This window comes from Nostoc sp. (assembly GCF_036917315.1).
Lineage (GTDB): Bacteria > Cyanobacteriota > Cyanobacteriia > Cyanobacteriales > Nostocaceae > Nostoc.
On sequence record NZ_JBALDR010000040.1, the window covers coordinates 34185 to 53377 of the forward strand.

General features: G+C 40.7%; 11 protein-coding genes and 2 pseudogenes. 12 read left to right on the forward strand and 1 reads right to left on the reverse strand.

The features are described 5' to 3' along the window. Window positions 1–80 precede the first annotated feature (80 nt). From V7K84_RS17610 to V7K84_RS17640, 7 genes are all read left to right on the forward strand, one after another. Window positions 81–1748: a mechanosensitive ion channel family protein gene (locus V7K84_RS17610; protein WP_442940965.1), complete on the forward strand. Its 1668-nt coding sequence runs from the start codon at window positions 81–83 to the stop codon at window positions 1746–1748. Between the two features lie 276 nt (window positions 1749–2024). After that, window positions 2025–5339: an efflux RND transporter permease subunit gene (locus V7K84_RS17615; RefSeq protein WP_334839877.1), complete on the forward strand. Its 3315-nt coding sequence runs from the start codon at window positions 2025–2027 to the stop codon at window positions 5337–5339. A gap of 340 nt (window positions 5340–5679) precedes the next feature. Continuing rightward, window positions 5680–6117: a DUF6918 family protein gene (locus V7K84_RS17620; protein WP_099103615.1), complete on the forward strand. Its 438-nt coding sequence runs from the start codon at window positions 5680–5682 to the stop codon at window positions 6115–6117. Between the two features lie 265 nt (window positions 6118–6382). Beyond that, window positions 6383–6751 carry a hypothetical protein gene (locus V7K84_RS17625; protein WP_334839879.1) on the forward strand — a complete coding sequence of 123 codons (369 nt, stop codon included), beginning with the start codon at window positions 6383–6385 and terminating at the stop codon, window positions 6749–6751. 249 nt (window positions 6752–7000) lie between these two features. After that, window positions 7001–7432, forward strand: coding sequence for a GFA family protein (locus V7K84_RS17630; RefSeq protein WP_334839880.1), 432 nt, complete (start codon window positions 7001–7003; stop codon window positions 7430–7432). Window positions 7433–7605: 173 nt separating this feature from the next. After that, entirely contained in the window at window positions 7606–8085 is a 480-nt protein-coding gene (locus tag V7K84_RS17635; protein ID WP_334839882.1) for a hypothetical protein, read from the forward strand. Between the two features lie 78 nt (window positions 8086–8163). Then, a complete protein-coding gene (locus tag V7K84_RS17640) occupies window positions 8164–8544 on the forward strand; it encodes a DUF423 domain-containing protein (protein ID WP_292732078.1) in 381 nt (126 codons plus the stop codon). A gap of 75 nt (window positions 8545–8619) precedes the next feature. Here the strand turns inward: V7K84_RS17640 and V7K84_RS17645 are convergent, their stop codons facing one another. Continuing rightward, window positions 8620–9381 (reverse strand): nucleotidyltransferase domain-containing protein, encoded by a 762-nt coding sequence (locus V7K84_RS17645; RefSeq protein ID WP_334839884.1) that lies wholly within the window; start codon window positions 9379–9381, stop codon window positions 8620–8622. Between the two features lie 5 nt (window positions 9382–9386). Here V7K84_RS17645 and egtC point away from each other — a divergent pair. The 5 genes and pseudogenes from egtC to egtD form a co-directional block, all read left to right on the forward strand. Beyond that, window positions 9387–9998 (forward strand): annotated as a pseudogene (egtC, locus tag V7K84_RS17650) (ergothioneine biosynthesis protein EgtC); the annotation flags it as partial. Window positions 9999–10064: 66 nt separating this feature from the next. Further along, window positions 10065–11152 (forward strand): ISKra4 family transposase gene (locus V7K84_RS17655; protein ID WP_334839999.1). Its coding sequence is split into 2 segments (ribosomal slippage): window positions 10065–10242 and window positions 10242–11152, totalling 1089 coding nucleotides; the frame shifts between segments, so codons are not numbered across the junction. A gap of 208 nt (window positions 11153–11360) precedes the next feature. Beyond that, window positions 11361–17345: a trifunctional serine/threonine-protein kinase/ATP-binding protein/sensor histidine kinase gene (locus V7K84_RS17660; RefSeq protein ID WP_334839885.1), complete on the forward strand. Its 5985-nt coding sequence runs from the start codon at window positions 11361–11363 to the stop codon at window positions 17343–17345. A gap of 70 nt (window positions 17346–17415) precedes the next feature. Next, window positions 17416–17607, forward strand: a pseudogene (locus tag V7K84_RS17665) (class II glutamine amidotransferase); the annotation flags it as partial. 344 nt (window positions 17608–17951) lie between these two features. Further along, window positions 17952–18986 (forward strand): L-histidine N(alpha)-methyltransferase, encoded by a 1035-nt coding sequence (egtD, locus tag V7K84_RS17670; protein ID WP_334839886.1) that lies wholly within the window; start codon window positions 17952–17954, stop codon window positions 18984–18986. Window positions 18987–19193: the final 207 nt, after the last annotated feature.

Below are 19193 nucleotides of genomic sequence, written 5' to 3' on the forward strand. Positions count from 1 at the left end.
TAGGTACATCTACCCAAAGTTATTGCGGAGGATAGTTATCGAAGTAGTCACCAATAGATTTAATTCAAGGAGGTGTTTGAGTGCGTTTTCAATTTTTGGCGTTGGCTTTGCCCGCCGTAGGCATCGCCAGTTCAATGGCCATAGGCGTTGTATCTGTGCCAAAAGCCACAGCCCAGATACCTTTGTTACCGCAACTGCAAGCTCCCAGCAGTATTAGTAATGATTCAGATAACAGAGTTGTTTCGGGCTGGATTTATTTAGATGGTCGTCGATTATTTCAAATAGCGGCAACAAGAACCAATTTTCCTGAGCGTTCAGAAGATATTCAAAAGAAGTTGGAGAAAATTGGCCAAAATTATTTTCAATCACCAGCAAAAACACCAGTCAAGGTGGATGTTCGCAAAGTAAACGAATTACCAGTAATTTATGTCAACGGTCAATATCTGATGACCGTTACTTCTGAGGATGCGGGACTGCGACAGGTAGATGTATCGACATCGGCAAATCAAGTCAAAGAATCGTTAGAAGAAGACTTGCAACAAGCCAAGCAAGAAAGGCAAATTCAATCTTTAATCGACCAAGGTAAAATTGCTGGCGGTATCGGACTAGCAATGATTGTCATGAGTTGGGGGGTATATAGCTGGCAGCGGCGTTCCCAAAAGAATTTAGAAAACTCCATTGCCTCCCAACCCCAAAGGGAACTCTTCAACTACCCAAAACCAGCAGATCGAGCAATTACAACACAACTAAATCAACGACAACAGCAACATGTCCAAGAAGCCAAGAGACGATTGTTTCAGCTTAGTCAAGCCGGAATTTGGGGAGGTGGAAGCTTCTTTATTTTGGGTCTATTTCCCTATACACGAGGTTTTCAGGTAGCAATTCTCACAGCCGCCCAATTTCCTTTGCGATTAGGTGTTGTATGTCTGGCAACCTATGTAGCAATTCGTTTGACCTACGCTCTGATTGACCGCTTCGCCTCCACACTAATTAGCAGTGGTGCTTTCCTCACAGCAGAAAGTTCTGCACGATTGCAACTGCGAGTTTCCACATTTTCTGGTGTCACTAAAAGTATCACTACTGTTATCTGGGTAGGAGTAGGTTTCTTAATAGCGCTGGTATCCTTGGGGATAGATATCGTTCCCTTACTAGCGGGTGCTAGTTTAGTTGGTGTTGCATTGTCTTTGGCATCGCAAAACTTAATTAAAGATGCGATTAACGGTTTTTTGATCATTTTAGAAGACCAGTATGCTTTAGGCGATGTGATTACTGTGGGAGACGTGGGAGGCTTAGTAGAAAATCTGAATCTGCGGATGACCCAAGTGCGGGATTCCGAAGGGCGCTTGATTACAATTCCCAATGGTGAAATTAAAGTTGTTGCCAATCTTTCTAGTCGTTGGTCGCGAGCCGATTTAACAATTCCCATCGCCTACCAAGCCGATACAGAAGAGGCTTTGAAACTGATTGCAACTATTGCCGATAAGATGAATCAAGAAATGCAATGGCAGAGTCAAATTTTGGAACCGCCGCAAGTTTTGGGAATAGATCAATTTGGCGATCGCGGTTTGATAATTCGTGTCTGGATTAAAACACAGCCCCTCAAACAATGGGATGTCGCACGCGAACTTCGCCGCCGCCTAAAAGTTGCCCTAGACGAAGCTGGAATTTCCATCTCTGTACCTCAACAAGCAATTTGGGTCAATGACGATCAATTGTTAAATTTTTCCAATAATGGCAAAGATAATTAGAAGCCTTCTCAACAAGCTACGGTGTACACACAAGTTTTAAAAACCTAGCTTGATAAGACTTGACTAGTTCCCATGTTTTGCATGGGAACGGTTAATTAGAAGCTTTGCCGACTCTGCCTCTAATGATACATTGAGTCATCAGCATAAATGTATGCATTCCCATACGGGCTATAGGAAAAAGAAAATATCTAACATTAAGCCTTAATAAATCCTTATATTAATAAAAAGCTACTACGTTCCTAACCAGTCTGAAACCTTTCCTTTATTCCTTGATTTATGTTTGTCAATACCTTCATCAGACGGCCAGTGCTGACGACGGTCTGCACGTTCATCATCTTGCTGCTGGGAAGCATCTGTATACCGATTCTTCCCATTTCTCAGCTACCAGACCTTGCCCCAGTGCAAATTACTGTTAGCTCCAACAATATTGGTGCGGATGCTCAAACAACAGAAAATACTGTCACCAACATTATTGAGCGACAAATTAATGGTGTTAAAGATGTATCTTATATATCTTCTAATACGGGTAATGATGGTTCGAGCAATATAACTGTCTCGTTTCCAACTAATGTCAATAGCGATATTGCTCAAGTAAACGTTCAGAATAAAGAGGCACTGGCTTCACCTCAATTGCCAGATACTGTTCAACGAACAGGTGTGACTGTTGAAACGGCATCGAGCAGTTTGCTGCTTGTCTATGGGTTTTACTCAGAAAATAATGAGTATGACAACATTTTTATCAGTAACTATGTCGATCTGTATATTTTCGATCAGATCAAACGGCTTCCTGGTGTAGGAAGCGCCAGGGTTTTTGGAGAACGCAAATATGCTATGCGTCTCTGGCTCGATCCCAACAAGCTTGCCCAACATCAACTAACTCCCCAAGATGTGACAGCTGCCCTGCAACAACAAAATATTCAAGTGGGTGCAGGGGCGATTGGTAAGGAACCAGCACCAGATAATCAAAGCTTTGAATTTGCTTTACGGGCAACCAGTCGATTTAAAGATGCGGCTGAATTTGAGGATATGGTGCTGAAGGTAAGTCCAGCTGGCACTAATAGCACTACTAATAGCCCCACTAGTAGCACCCTAGTTAAAGTCAGAGATGTCGGTCGAGTTGAACTAGGAGCAGAGAACTATCTGGCTGATGCCAAATTCACTATTCCAGGAAATGCGCCCAAGGCAGCCGTGGGTTTGGGGATATATCAACTTCCCGGTAGTAATGCCCTCAACGTTGCTCATGCTGTTGAAGAGCAGATCAAAATATTAGAGAAGAGTTTTCCACCTGGACTCAAAGCCCAGTTGGCATTTGATACCACTCCGTTTGTAGAAATTTCTTTAGAAGAAGTTCTGCACACTCTGGTTGAGGCGATTGTGCTAGTGGTCTTGGTAATTTTTGTCTTTTTACAAGACTGGCGTACCACGATCATTCCGACTGTAGCGATCCCCGTTTCCTTGATTGGGACGTGTGCGGCTCTGTTGGTTTTAGGATTTCAAATTAATACACTGACCTTATTTGGTTTCGTTCTGGCGATCGGGATCGTCGTGGATGATGCCATTATTGTGGTCGAGGCAGTTGCAGTCAAACTAGAGCAGGGTATGAGACCCTTTGAAGCGGCTGTCGAAGCCATGAAGGAGTTAACTGGGGCAATCATTGCCACTTCACTTGTACTCATGGCGGTATTTATTCCAGTTGCCTTCATTCCGGGTACAACAGGGATTGTTTACAAACAATTTGCCTTAACCGTTGCTTGCTCCATTGCCATTTCTACCTTCAACGCCTTAACCTTCTCTCCGAGTATGGCAGCTATCCTCATGCGCCCTGCTCAGACTCCACGCGGCCCTTTGGGGTGGTTTTTTACACAGTTTAATCGGGGATTTAGCTGGTTCACGCGGCGATATGTCGGGTTTGTTAGCTACCTTACCCATGTCAAGCCGATTGTAATTGGGGTTTTTGTCACTGGTTTATTAGCAACAGTTTTGATGTACAGAGCAGTACCTACCGGATTTATTCCAGAAGAAGATCAGGGTTACTTCTTTGTGATTGTCCAGGGGCCTGACGGGGTTTCTTTGAAATATACCGAATCTGTGATGGACAAGGTGGTTAAAGAAGTAACATCGGCTCCCGAAGTTAGAGCTAGTTTTATGATCAGTGGCTTTGGTTTCGATGGTAATGCTTCTAATTTAGGTATTGCCTTTGCTAACCTGAAACCCTGGAAAGAGAGAACTGAAGAATCTCAATCTGTTTATGGCATACTTCAGAGGCTGAACAAAAAACTTTCTACAATTACAGAAGCCAGAGCGATCGCAGTAAATGCTCCTCCAGTGAGAGGATTAAGTACTACGGGTGGTTTTGAGTTTATCGTTCAAGACAAAACCGGCAGTGCGCCGATTGAAAGCCTAATTGAGGCTGCTCAAAAATTGATTGGGGCAGCACGTAAAAGCCCTGTTCTCCAAGGAGTCTTCACTCAGTTCACCGCAGATACTCCCCAATTTGACATTCAGGTAAACCGCAACCAAGCCAAAGCTCTCAATGTTGAAATTAACGACATCTTTGGGGCATTGCAAACTTACCTGGGGTCGCAATATGTGAATAACTTCGTGCAGGGACAGCGACAGTATCGGGTATATGTCCAAGCAGACGGGGTGTTCCGTTCTAATCCAGATGATATTGGCAAGCTGTATGTTCGCTCTGCCAGTGGGGCAATGATTCCGTTGAGCAGTTTGGTGAAAATTACTCCCTTTGTGGGGCCGAAAACCATCGCCCATTACAACTTGTACAGGTCAATCAAAGTACAGGGCGCTCCGGCTCCCGGTGCTAGCTCTGGACAGGCGATTAAAGCAATGGAGCAACTAGCAGCAGAGAACTTACCTCAAGGGTTTGGTTATGAGTGGACAGGCACTTATCTCCAGGAGAAAACATCTGGGGGAGCTACGGGCTTGATTTTTGGTTTAGCGATCGTTATTGTCTTTCTGGTACTGGCGGCTCAGTATGAAAGCTACGTTGACCCGATTATTATTTTGCTGACAGTTCCCCTAGCAGTTTTGGGAGCAATGACAGCGATTTGGCTGCGTTCCAATATTTTCATGGCAGGCAGCCTCTTCCCGAAAGTGGTGGATGATATCTATTGCCAGGTAGGTTTGGTAACTTTGATTGGTCTAGCTGCAAAAAATGCGATTTTAGTCGTGGAATTTGCAAATCAACTGCACGAGCAGGGCATGAGCTACACGCGGGCAGCAGTGAAAGCTGGAGAAGAACGTCTGCGACCGATCTTAATGACTTCTTTTGCAGCGCTGTTAGGATTTTTGCCCTTGGTAATCTCTGAAGGGGCTGGAGCCAGCAGCCGTTGGTCTTTAGGAACCGCGCTGTTTGGGGGGTTGATGCTTTCGACGTTCTTGAGTTTGTTCTTAGTGCCAATTTTGTATATTTTGGTTAAGAGTTTGGCTCAGGCTATATTACCTGGGAAGCGAGGAGGTTCAAATCCTCCAGATTCACCAAATGGAGCTTCGGGAACTAGACATGAAGCTCTACCTGCTGGCTCAAGTCAGCCAGAGACGCAATTTAGGTCTCAGGAGGATGGGATAACCTAAGTTTGGGCAAGGGAGAAGGGGGGCAAGAGAGCAGGGGAGATAAAACAGAAAATGGATTAACCTCACTGTTGCGCTAGCTTCCCGTAGGGTACGAAGAACCACTTATTAAGAAGTGGATGGACTCAGACCCATGTTCCGCTCTGATTCACGGCAGCAGATAAGAGGTCTTTCCCCTCTGCCCCTCTGCCCCTCTGCCCCCCTGCCCCCTCTCAACTATGCAGCCTAAAAGCGTATCAGCTTATCCACAACATCCTCTAACTCTGATACCATTTTCTATAATTTCCTGCTTGCTAAAAAAATTAGTCGAATAGAATTAAGTACTTAGATAAGGAAAAGTGAAATGGGACTTAGCGACGGACTTTTGAACCCGACCAAAAAGGCTATGGTCATAGATGATTGTTGCAACATGATTGAAGGACAGCTTGCATCCAAGTCAGGCATGAGCGGCATCGCTTTGAAAACTGCCTTTGCTGCTTTGAAGGGGGTTAAGCCAGGGTATATTCCCTATGTCGTTGAGCAGATATTACCGCAATGCTTTACAGCTCTCGATCCCATCTGGAGTCAAGGCGTAGAGAAAGGCGACCCAGTTGAATATCTGAGTGCGAATCGCTCTAATACAGCAGATGCACTACTAGGTGTTACTGATGCGAGAGTCAAAAACTCAAACCGCCAAATCGTGCGAGGAACCTATGAAAAACTTCGCGGTTCAGCCAAAAAGCACGTAGAAGAAGCAGTGCCAGATTTAGCTAAAGTAATCAATAATTACACTAAGGTCTGAGCCAAACGAGTAGAGACGCGATTAATCGCGTCTTCTAGAAAGGTGGGAAGCGCAGATACAAATTTATAAAGAATTTTTAAGAAATTAACATTTTTCAGAAAATGAAAGACCTAATGCTGAAGTAATCCCCAAAAGTTCAGAATCATAGATTTTGTAGTTTACACATACCCTAGTGTCTGAAAACCTTACATGGCAAAGTTTCGGATGTACTTCATCCATGTCGAAACCTAATTATTAGTTTTTCAATTTTTTGGAGGAGAGGAAAATGAAGAAGTTCACCTGTTTGATGATTGTCGGGACAGTATTGTCGATTAGTGCGCCAGCCTTTGCTGAAAGTCGTGCGGTTAATATCAGTATTGGCAGTATTGGTGGTCCTTTAGATAATGCCGCTTTGCGAACAGTTCGCCAGGTTATCGGGTTTGGAGTCGGCACTAGCACCGTCGATAAATTCATTGTATATAGTCCCAGAACCGGATCTATTCCCATCGAAGGAGGTTTATCTGCTTGTGCTGAAGCTGGCTTCGGCATAAGCAATACAACATTTAATGCTTTTATCCAGCAGTTGCGTTCAATTAATCCCAAACCAGGGACTTTCTACAATCTAGAACTTACTGCAAGCTGCAAACTGAAATAAGACGTTTGTACTCAAGCACGGTAGATGGGCTTTGTACCTCAGCCCATCCATCGAGTTAGACTCTACGCGATAAACGCAAAACTCCATATTTTTAAATTGGAGATTTAACATCAATGTTGATTTTAATCAGTGTCAAGATGCGGCTAGATTAGTTGTATCAGACTCTGGACTGAATAGTGCAGATACTTACAGTATGAAACAAAAAAGAATGTAAAGTTGGAGCGCATTTGTGGGAGCGGAGAAAAAAATATGTCTAATGTGAACATTGCAAAAGGTAGCTGCCTGTGTGGAGTAGTAAACGTTTCTACAACCCGTATGAGTAATCAGGTAGGAGCATGTCATTGTAGTATGTGTCGCAACTGGGGTGGAGGGCCTTTGTTAGTAGTTGAATGTGAAAGTGATGTTAGCTTCTCTGGTGAAGAAAATATCGGAGTTTATCAATCTTCAGAATGGGCAGAGCGTGGATTCTGTAAGAAGTGTGGTAGCCATCTCTTTTACAAATTGAAACAAAGTAACCAGTATTTCATACCCGTTGGACTATTCGATAATTGTGAAGGTCTTGTTTTTGGTCATCAGGTATTTATTGATGAAAAGCCCAAATATTACTGTTTTGCCAATGAAACTAAGAACCTAACAGGAGCAGAGGTATTTGCACAGTTTGCACCTCCATCAGAGCGGTAAAGATTGGCTGATGTACTATCAACTAGCGATCGTCCCATTGTGCCAGTTGCGTAAGTCCTGAAAAAATATTGTGTAAAAGCTTAAGAACTGTCGCTGGGAGTAGATTGATATATTGGAACCTTTATGAAAGTCAGGTTAAAATCGCTAGCAAAGTGTAAATCTGAAGTGAAACTATGAAAACTGCTGAAAAATTAGCTGCCGGTTGGCTACTGACACTCGGATTCATGTTTGTAACTCTATCAGCAACAGCGGCCTTAGAAAAATTTGCTACACGTAAAGCCATCATAATACCCACGGGTGAGTATGAGTTTAATGCACCGAATGCTACTTATGAAGATAATAATGCTGCTGCTGGTGGTCTAATTTTTGGTGTCCCTACCCTAACACTAGGCACGTGGTTAGCATTGGGATTGTACCGTCAAAGTCGGCAGGAGAAAAAGGCGATTAATCAACAAGTTAGCGATCGCCTGCAATCGATTTTTTATGAGATGCTACAAGAAAATAATGGGCGCGTAACTGTTTTAGGCTTTGCCATCCAGTCACAACTACCCGCAGCCCACGCCAGACAATATTTAGATGAAAAAGCTAAAGAATTCAATGCAAACTTTAAGGTGAACGAAGAAGGGGCTGTATCATATCATTTTGATGTTTAATTGTCATTAGTCATTTGTCATTTGTTATTTACTAATGACCAATGACCAATGACGATCTTCAACTTACGGCTAGGTCTAATGACGCAGATTTTTTTGAGCGTAGCCGCCATTTTAGGCGGTTTGTCGGTTGCTGCTGGTGCTTTTGCTTCCCATGCCTTGCGGGAAAAGATTAGTGAGCGATCGCTAGAAATTTTTGAAACTGGCGCTCGTTACCAAATGTATCATGCTCTTGCACTTTTTCTAGTAGCCATACTAATTAGTCGTACCGAGTCCCCTCAACCCACACTCGTAGCCAGTGGATGGCTGTTTATCATTGGCATTGCTATTTTCTCAGGTAGCTTGTATGCCCTTAGCTTAACCGGTATTAAATCCTTGGGAGCGATCGCACCACTAGGCGGCACAGCCTTTCTTGCAGGTTGGGGTGCTTTAGCTTTTGCTGCTTGGAATTTGAAGTTGTAAAAAATTTAGGAGTTAAGAGTTTTTAACTCCTAACTCCATTTTTTAGAAGCTCATTTACCTCATTTTTACAAAAGCTTATAATTTATAGTTCATTGCTCTCAGGCGTATTAACAAATTATCCAAATCTGCATTAGCTGAAGGTGTTTCAGGTAATGGACTAGATTGATATGCCTCTTGTAACTTATTACGCAGACGTTCATATTCTCTTTGATAAAAAGCTACATTAATATCTGGCAGAACAGACTTTTCTGTGCCTGCTAATTTTTGGGCGATCAAATCAGAAATATATGGTAAATCAAAAACCTCATTTAGCTTAATTAAATTAGACTCAACTACTCCTGTTTGCATCAGATAAATCCCAGTTAATAAAACTCGGTAAACATAAAGTAATGGCTTAATTCGATGCATATTTTCTTTCTCAAAAAGCTTCCATTGTGTTGCGGCAAAACCAATATAATGGTAGCTATGGTGACGGGTAATACAATTTTTAGCAATATTTTTCAATTCCTCATGTTCAGGTGAGGTGATTAATATTAAAGGAGAATACAATTGTTCTAATACATAACCATTCTTTTTAAGTAGCATCAAAAAGAATTTTTTTACATCATGAGTTACTAAATCTATCTCTAAAGATTCGCGAACTTCTGAAACTTCAATAGTTTCATTTCTAGTCTGTAATCCCACTACTTCTTGAACTGGTAAAATATGCACGCCACGCAAGTCATAATCAGAATCGGCTGAGGGAAAGCCATATAAGTGGGAACCACTGATGATGGTGAATAAAAACGGGTAAGGCTGCTGCTCAATAATTGTGTTAATAGAAGTTGGAATATTCATAATGTATGTGCCGTTTACTTGCTTACCTCGGTTCGCCTATTTCTTTAGAACATCTTCTGTATAAACCAGAACACTCACTCATCGTCCAGAGTTATCAACCCCGTGAAATGATTTCTGGAGTGGTAAATGCAGATGGCTTTGGTGTGGGTTGGTATCATAATCAAAAAGATACTGACCCTTTTATCTACAAAAATACCCTACCTATTTGGAATGATATAAATCTACCCAGTCTCAGCCGTTACGTCGAATCAAAGTGTGTACTTGCTTATGTCCGCAGTGCTACACCAGGACAAGCCGTAGATTTTGCTAACTGTCAGCCTTTTAACCATCGACAACAGCTATTTATTCACAATGGACGAATCGAAAATTTCCGCAAAACATTACACAGAAAAATTCGCAGCACTTTAACCCAAGAATTTTACGAAAAAATTAATGGCAGTACTGACTCAGAACACATTTTTGCATTGTTACTTTCGCAAAGTCAAATTAACAAACATCGACCTCCAGAGTATGCCTTACGCACCACATTATTAACGCTTTTAGAGATGGCAAAACGCTATCAAGTAGAAGCCTCGCTTAATGTAATCTTTAGTAACGGGCATCGTTTAATAGGGAGCATCCCAGTTTTTGCAAAGAGGGCAGAAATCAGTCAGGATAAGTATGACGAGTATATTTATCTAACGATGACTCCAGAACAAAAGCAAGCACTTCAAGAACATATTCAGGCGATGCCTGCGGCGGGCTACGCCAACGCTAAAATATTGTACGAAGACACGACACCAGAAAGACTAACCAGCCTTGCAAGAATTGAAGAAGCAGTGCGGAGTCAAATGCAGAAGCACGTTATGCCAGAAGTAGGGGTTTTTTTATCGAAACGGTTACGGGCACAAAAGCAGGGTATAAACGACGACTAAAAAGTATTTTGGGAGAATTGCCAATCACAAGTAAGCAAGCGCAGCAATTGGAAATCGCCTCGAGAAATCAACTGAGTCCGTATTTGGAAATCTGCTGTCTGCGCGTTAGTGCAAATGTCAGCTATGAAGATGCAGCAGCAGATATTGAGTATTTTACAGGCGTACAAGTTTCCCGTAGCAGCCAACAGAGATTGGTGCATCGTCAAAATTTTGAATTGCCGATACAAGAAGACACAGTTGAAGAATTAAGCGTCGATGGTGGAAACATTCGTGTTCGTACTACTGAAGGTGAAATATGCGCTTGGCTTGGCTATAAAGCGATTAGCTTACATCACAAAGGAATGGTTGGAACGTCCTTTCAAGATAATCAGGTTGTCATTGATTGGGTTAATCATCAACCACTAGCTAGCACTGTTACTTGTGTTGGTGATGGACATGATGGTATTTGGAATATCGTTGACCAGCTAGCCCTTGATGTACAGCGCCGAGAAATACAAGATTTGTTTCACTTGATAGAAAACCTTCGCAAAATTGGGGGTTCACAAAAACGGTTGAAACAAGCACAAGCCTTACTATGGAAAGGTCAAGTAGAAGAAACCAAAGCCTTATTTACTGGTTGTCGGGGTAAACAAGTACAAAATTTTTGCCGTTATCTCGATAAGCATCGCCATCGTATAATTAACTACGAATATCACCAAGCTGAAGAAATTTGTTCAATTGGTTCTGGGTCAGTTGAATCTGCCGTTAAACAGATTGACCGTCGAACAAAGATTTCTGGGGCACAATGGAAACGAGAAAATGTCCCTCAAGTCCTGGCTCATCGCTCTGCTTACCTCAATGGATTATTGTCGGTTTGAGCTACTTCAGGAAGTGGGATGCTCTCATCTTTATGAAATATCTTAACCTTATATTTACTAATTAATTTTAACTTTTATCATTAGTTAAAATTTTAATTTATTCTTCATTATGTCTTGATAAGAATATCATTAATTACACCAATGCAGTCAGAGTTAAAATGATTGATATTGGAGAAGGCATGAAAAAATTTAAAAGGATAAACATAGTATGTTTAGCACCCAAGTCAGTATTCTCGGTTATAAAGTTAGCGAAGAACTTTACAACGGTTCTCGAACTCTAGTTTATCGGGGATATCGGGAAACTGACTCCTTACCAGTGGTGATTAAACTGCTGAAAAATCCTTATCCTAGCTTTAGCGAACTCGTACAATTTCGTAATCAGTACACCATTACCAAAAATCTTAACTATCCCGGAATTATCCAAACTTACAGCTTGGAACCCTATCAAAACGGCTATGTGTTGGTAATGGAAGACTTTGGGGGAATATCCCTTTCTGAGTGGAGGGGTAGAGAGGGGAAGACAGGGGCAGAACCACAAAATCTAATTAAGTTTTTACAAATTGCAATATCTCTGTGCGACACCTTAAATTATCTCTATCATCATGATGTTATTCATAAAGATATTAAACTCGCAAATATTCTAATTCATCCTGAAACAAGACAAGTAAAATTAATCGACTTTAGTATTGCTTCTCTTCTTCCCAGAGAAACTCAAACAATAATTAATCCTAATTTATTAGAAGGAACTCTAGCTTATTTATCTCCCGAACAAACTGGGCGGATGAACCGAGGGGTAGACTATCGCAGCGATTTTTATTCTTTGGGTGTGAGTTTTTACGAATTGCTGACTGGAGAATTACCCTTTCAGTCAGACGATCCAATGGAGTTGGTGCATTGTCATATTGCCAAAATGCCGACCGTATTAGGTAATAGAGAAGATATTCCCCAGGTATTCTCTGATATCGTCATGAAATTAATGGCAAAAAATGCTGAGAATAGATATCAGAGTGCTTTAGGATTAAAGCATGATTTAGAAGAATGTTTATATCAAATCCAAGAAACCGGAACAATTACATATTTTGAAATTGCCAAAAGAGATATTTGTGACAGATTTATTATTCCAGAAAAATTATATGGTCGAGAAACGGAAGTTGAGACACTACTAAAAGCGTTTGAGAGAGTAGCCGCTGGAAACAGCGAAATGATCTTAGTTGCAGGGTTTTCCGGTATTGGTAAAACTGCGGTAGTTAATGAAGTTCATAAACCGATTGTCAAACAACGCGGTTATTTTATTAAGGGTAAATTTGACCAATTTAATCGAAATATTCCCTTTTCGGCGTTTGTGCAAGCTTTCCGCGATTTAATAGGGCAATTACTTACTGAAAGCGATCGACAAATCAAACAATGGCAAAATAAAATTACTGGAGCATTAGGTGATAACGCCCAGGTAATTATTGAGGTGATTCCGGAGTTAGAACTAGTTATTGGCAAACAATCTCCTGTACCAGAAGTATCAGGTATTGCAGCACAAAATCGATTTAATTTACTCTTGCAAAAATTTATTGAATTATTTACTGATAAAGAACATCCACTGGTGATATTTTTAGATGATTTACAATGGATTGATTCTGCCTCATTGAAACTATTGCAATCTTTAATGAGTGAAGTAAATTATGCCTCTTTACTACTCATTGGTGCCTATCGAGATAATGAAATTTCTGCAACCCATCCTTTAATGTTGACATTGGATGACATCCAAAAGAATGGTGCAAAAATTAATACTATTACTCTAAAGCCGCTGAATGAATCCAAATTAAATCAGTTAGTGGCTGACAGTTTGGATTGTACAGAAAATCTAGCTTTGCCACTGTCAAAGTTAATCTATCAAAAAACTCAAGGCAATCCATTTTTTGCTATACAATTTATAAAAGCATTACATCAAGATGGCTTGATTTATTTTAATTATGAACAAGGTTATTGGCAATGTGACATAGCAGAAATTAGTCAGCGATCGCTCGTCAATGATGTAGTTGAATTCATGGCATTACAATTACAAAAGTTGCCAGAATCAACTCAAAATGTTTTAAAATTAGCTGCGTGTATAGGTAATCAATTTGATTTAGAAACCTTAGCAATTGTTTCTCAACAATCAAAAATAGAAGCAGCAGCCTGTTTATGGACTGCCTTACAGGATGGCTTAATTTTACCCCAAAGTGAGGTTTATAAGTTTTTTGTTGGGTCAGAAAATCAAGCTGTTACTCAACAAAATTATGAAATTATTGTATATAAATTTCTGCACGATCGCATTCAACAAGCAGCCTATTCTTTGATTCCTGAAAGCCAAAAGCAAGCAACTCACTACCAGATCGGCAAATTACTGTTAGGAAACCTATCAACCGCAGAACTAGAGGACAGAATCTTTGATGTAGTTAACCAAATCAACATAGGGAAATTTCTACTTCAAGACGAAAGCGAGAAAAAACAGCTTGCGGAACTTAATTTAAGTGCGGGTCAGAAAGCGAAAGCTTCCACAGCCTATGAAGCGGCAAAGACTTATTTACAAGTCGGGATAAACTTACTAACAAAAGATGCTGAGACTGCTGGGTATCGTCTGGCATTTGATCTCCATTTCAATTTAGCAGAAGCCGCGTTGATGAGTGGAGATTTTCAGTTATTAGAGGAAACGGTATTAATCTTACTCGAATTTGCCAACTCAAATATCGATAGAGCCAAAATTTATGTTTTAAAGGTTACTCAATATTCTTTGCAAGGGCAGTTTTCCGAATCAATCCAGGCGGGTTTGGAAGGTTTACAAAGTCTTGGTATCACTGTCGATCGATATAGCTTGAAACAATTAGCTCAAGAAGAGTTTGCTGTTGTTCAAGAACGCATGAAAAATCGCCCGATCGCCACTTTACTGAATTTGCCTGCTGCAACTAATCCAGAAGTTCGAGCTGCGATCGAATTATTGATTATTCTGCAACCACCAGCCTATATTGTCTCTGATTTCGATCTATACAGTTTCGCGACCTTTAGAGCAGTCCGTTTATCGATTGAGCAGGGTAATACTGCTGAATCAATCAAAGCTTATGCCACCTACGGTTTTCTAATTGGACTGATGCATAGTCAGTACCAGCAAGGACTTGAATTCGCTGACGTTTCCCTACAACTGAGCTATAAGCTCAATAGTAAATTTCAGCAATCAGGGGCCTGCTTTATGTTAGGTTGCTGTATTCAGGTGTGGGCGAAGCCGATACAGGGGGCAGCTGAGATTAATTATGAAGGGTTCCTTGCGGGACTGGAGTCTGGAGAAATCCCCCATGCCGGATACAACCTCTACAGTAATATTTGTAATCGACTGTTTCAAGGTGAAAATCTAGCAGATATTGCGATCGACATCGATAAATATTGGCTAATTGGAGAGAAACTAAAGCATGATTTTTTGTTGAGTATCCTTTCAGCCTGCCGTTTCTTTGTCAACCAAATCTCGCAATCTCTAGATGAGCAAGAACAAATCGCAACAGCAGAGCAGGCTTGGGTTGAGCGTTCTGAAGCATTACAGTCTCACACAGCACTTGGTACGTATTACATTTTACAAATGCATCGAGCTTGCCTAATTCAGGGGTTCAAGCCAGACATTCACTATGTTACGGAGGCGGGTAAATTTCTGAATGGTTGTGCAGGATTTACCACCTCTGCTGGTTACTATTACTACAGCTCTATCATTTTGTGTAACCGCTATTCAAGTTTGACAGAAGCAGAGCGTAGCGATGTCTTGCAGCAAATCGAAACCAATCAAGCGCAACTCAAAATCTGGTCAGAAAGCTGTTCAGAAAACTTCTTGCATAAGTATTTGCTGGTCGAAGCAGAACGATCGCGAATTGCCGAAAAATGCCTGGAAGCCATGAAACTTTACGATGGCGCCATTGCCGAAGCTAAAGCCAACGGTTATCTGCAAGAAGAAGCGATCGCCAACGAACTCACTGCCAAATTTTACCTGGAACTGGATAAAGAAAAAGCAGCCCAAGGATATATCCAAGAAGCATACTACTGCTATGCTCGGTGGGGAGCAAAAGCTAAAATAGATGACTTAGAAAAACGCTATCCTGAATTACTCCAACCCATCCTACATCAACAAAAACTCAGCTTTAATTCCCTAGAAACCATTAGTCCTATTGCCCACAGTTCGATATCTTTATCCAGTCAAACTTCCCTTATTAGTAGCAGCAATATTTCCAATACCTTAGACTTTATGTCTATTCTGAAAGCGGCTCAAGCTATTTCTAGTAGCATTGAATTCGATGAAATTATTGCTAGCCTGACAAAAATTATTCTCGAAAACTCTGGGGCAAAAAAATTTGCCTTAATTCTATCTGAAAATGGAAACTTAAAAGTCAAGGTAATTACCTTTATTAATCACCAAGACAATTTTTCAACTCCAATCCAAACTATTCTTAAATCACAATCACTAGATACTTGTGAAGATATTCCTAGAAAAATTATCAATTATGTCAAAAATACTCAAAAGACAGTTGTTATAGATAACTGCAAAACAGATGTAGCTGGGTTACTTGGAGAATATCTGCTCGAATTTAAACCCCAGAGTGTACTTTGTACGCCGATTATTAATCAAGGACATTTAGTGGGTATTCTCTATTTAGAAAATAAATTAGTAGCAGGCGTATTTACTAGCGATCGCATCAAAGTTATCCAAATGTTATCTGTGCAAGCGGCCATCTCTCTAGAAAATGCTCGTCTTTATCAAGAATCTCAAGAAAAAGCTCAACAGATCCAACAAAACCTCCAGCAGCAAAAAACCTTATTTAATGTTGTGAATCAGATCCGAGAATCTTTAGATTTAGGTGCGATTTTTCGTGCAGTAACTCAAAATATTCGTTCAATACTTAATGTCTCGCGCGTCGGAATTTATCAATTTCATCTTGGGAGAAATTACGAATATGGTGAATTGATTGCCGAAGATGTCCTACCTCAATTCCCTTCTGGTTTAACTGTAAAAATTCAAGACAATTGTTTTGGAGAGAACTATGCAACCCTGTACAAACAGGGACGATTTTGTGCAATATCAGATATTGAAACCGCAGAAGTTTTAGATTGTCATCGAGTAATTTTGCAACAGTTTCATGTTAGAGCATCATTAGTTGTACCAATTATGCAAGATGACGAACTGTGGGGCTTACTCTGCATTCACCAATGCGATCGCCCGCGTCACTGGCAACCTTCTGAGATTGAATTTGCCCAACAAATTGCTGCACAAATGGGAGTTGCACTCCAACAAACCGATCTACTGCTGGAAACTCGCCAACAAGCAACCCAATTAGAAGAAACACTCCAAAATCTCAAAGAAACTCAACTTCAACTAGTACAAAATGAAAAAATGTCTGCGTTGGGAAATCTTGTTGCGGGGGTAGCTCATGAAATGAATAATCCTCTTGGTTTTATTTCTGCTAGTCTTGAACAAAGCAAACCTGTATTTGCAGATATCCTTAAACATCTGAAACTATACCAAGAAAATCTGCCAAATCCAAATGAAAAAATTATTGAACATGCCGAAGAAATTGACTTGGAATATAGCTTAGAAGATTTGCCCAAGATGATTGATTCCATGATGATAGCGTGTGACAGGCTGAAAAATATCAGTACTAGTCTCCGCACTTTCTCCCGTGCCGATCGAGACTACAAAGTACCTTTTAATATCCATCAAGGCATTGATAGTACCATTCTCATTCTCAAACATCGTCTGAAGGCAAATGAACAACGTCCCGCCATTGAAGTGATCGCAAACTACGGTAATTTACCTCAAGTTGAATGTTTTCCTGGTCAATTAAATCAGGTATTTATGAACATATTAGCGAATGCTATTGATGCTTTGGATGAATCAAATAGAGACCGGAGTTTTGGGGAGATTAAAGCCAATCCTAATCGGATTATCATTACCACCACATTATTACAAAACAAACAGGTTGAGGTGAAGATTGCTGATAATGGTCAAGGCATGAGTGAATCAGTTAAACAAAAAGTATTTGACCACTTGTTTACTACCAAAGGTGTTGGTAAAGGAACGGGATTAGGATTAGCGATCGCTCAGTCTATTGTTGTAGAAAAACATGGTGGAACTTTGGATGTGAATTCTACCCCAGGCCAAGGAACAGAATTTGTGATTACCTTATTGTGATTTCCTCTTTTTAATGGATTTGATCCATGATATTGTGATTGGTTTCTTCATCAATTGAGAAGAGTTTGGGCGTTTAATAGCTTCTCGTTTTGCTACCACTTCACCGCCTCCATCTCTTTACTGGATACGAGACGATCCGACTTTCCCACAGTCCGTAATTATTGCGTCTGAACCTCTATTTCTAGGTAATTGGATTGCTTGCCCAGAAAATAGCATCATTAGTGTGGGAGCTGACTGTGAGATTCAAATTGAGCAAATTTAGCGTGAAAGAGGCTATTTCTCCAGCCTTCGATAAATGTCGCTCGAAAACTTTTGCGCTATTCCAGATATGACGAAGCTACATTCTCTAGTCAACCTCATTCTGACATGATCTGCTATTTGCTGGTACTTGGGGCATATTGCCTATATCAAATCTTTATCGCTGCAAGAACATAGCACTTAAGCACTTACTTGCTACTATTTTAATGGAAAAATACGGAAAAATAGCTTGAAAGCTTGAGCTATATTGCTCAAGCATGATTTTATTAACTATGGCTATGTGTTTCACTGATTGGGGTAAAGGTCTGCTATCAAAGTAACCTATTACGCCAAGCAAACGGAGGTTTCATGTCGATATCTAAAGTTGTTAACAGCAAGGTTACTTCTCAAAGCAGCGTTAAAAAACGCTTGCAGATAGAGCGTTTGATAGGAGCGACTCAAATAGTTGCACCTAGTGCTGGGAGTGATGTAGTGAAGGGATTAACTCAAACACCTAAATCTCTACCCCCTAGTTACTTTTATGATGACCGTGGTTCCAATCTGTTTGAGCAAATCTGCGATTTACCAGAATATTATCTTACACGCACAGAAACAACGATTTTACAGCAGTATGCTGGTGAAATTGCCAAGATAACTGGCGTTTGTGAATTGGTAGAACTTGGCAGTGGTAGTTCTAGTAAAACCCGCATTTTACTAGATGCCTACCAGCAACTAAGCTATCCTCTGCACTACCTGCCAATTGATGTATCTACAGGTATGTTGGAAAGTAGTGCCAAGCAGTTATTAGAAGATTATCCTTTACTCCAAGTTTATGCACTAGCGGGAACCTATGAATTAGCCCTTGCAAAACTCCTACCAACGCAATTACCCAGTCGGATGATTTGTTTTATTGGTAGCAGCTTAGGTAATCTTACCCCTGATGAGTGTGATGTGTTCTTCTCTCAAATTACCAATGCTCTACAAGTAGGTGAATATTTTTTATTGGGGATAGATTTACGAAAGCCAAAACAGATTTTGGAACCAGCTTATAACGACAGCCAGGGAGTAACAGCTGCATTTAACCTCAATATGCTGGAACACTTAAATCAGCGGTTTGAGGGGAATTTTGACACCACCCAGTTTGAACACCAAGCATTTTACAATGAAAGCGAGCATCAAATAGAAATGCATTTACGCAGCTTGCGATCGCAAATTGTAGAATTACGCGCTCTTAATCTTAAGGTTAATTTTGCACTAGGTGAGACTATCCTCACCGAAATTTCCCGCAAATTTGATCTTAATACCATTAAACAGCAACTAAACGCACAAGGTTTATTACCTCTTCATGTGTGGACAGATCCAAATCAATGGTTTGGTTTACTGCTCTGTCAGCTGCAAGCATAAAGCAAATCAGAGTAAGCCTCATATATATAGTGGTTCTCAGTTGAGTCCAATATATACCTAACAAAAACAGCCCTTGTCTACAAGCGTTAGGGAGTAACACTCAAAGCCTCTCTTCTAAAAGGAGAGAGGGCAAAGTATATTAGACTTCTTGCACAAATGCAAAATTTGCCTACCCAGATGATATTCGTCCCACCCCAACAAGAGAGA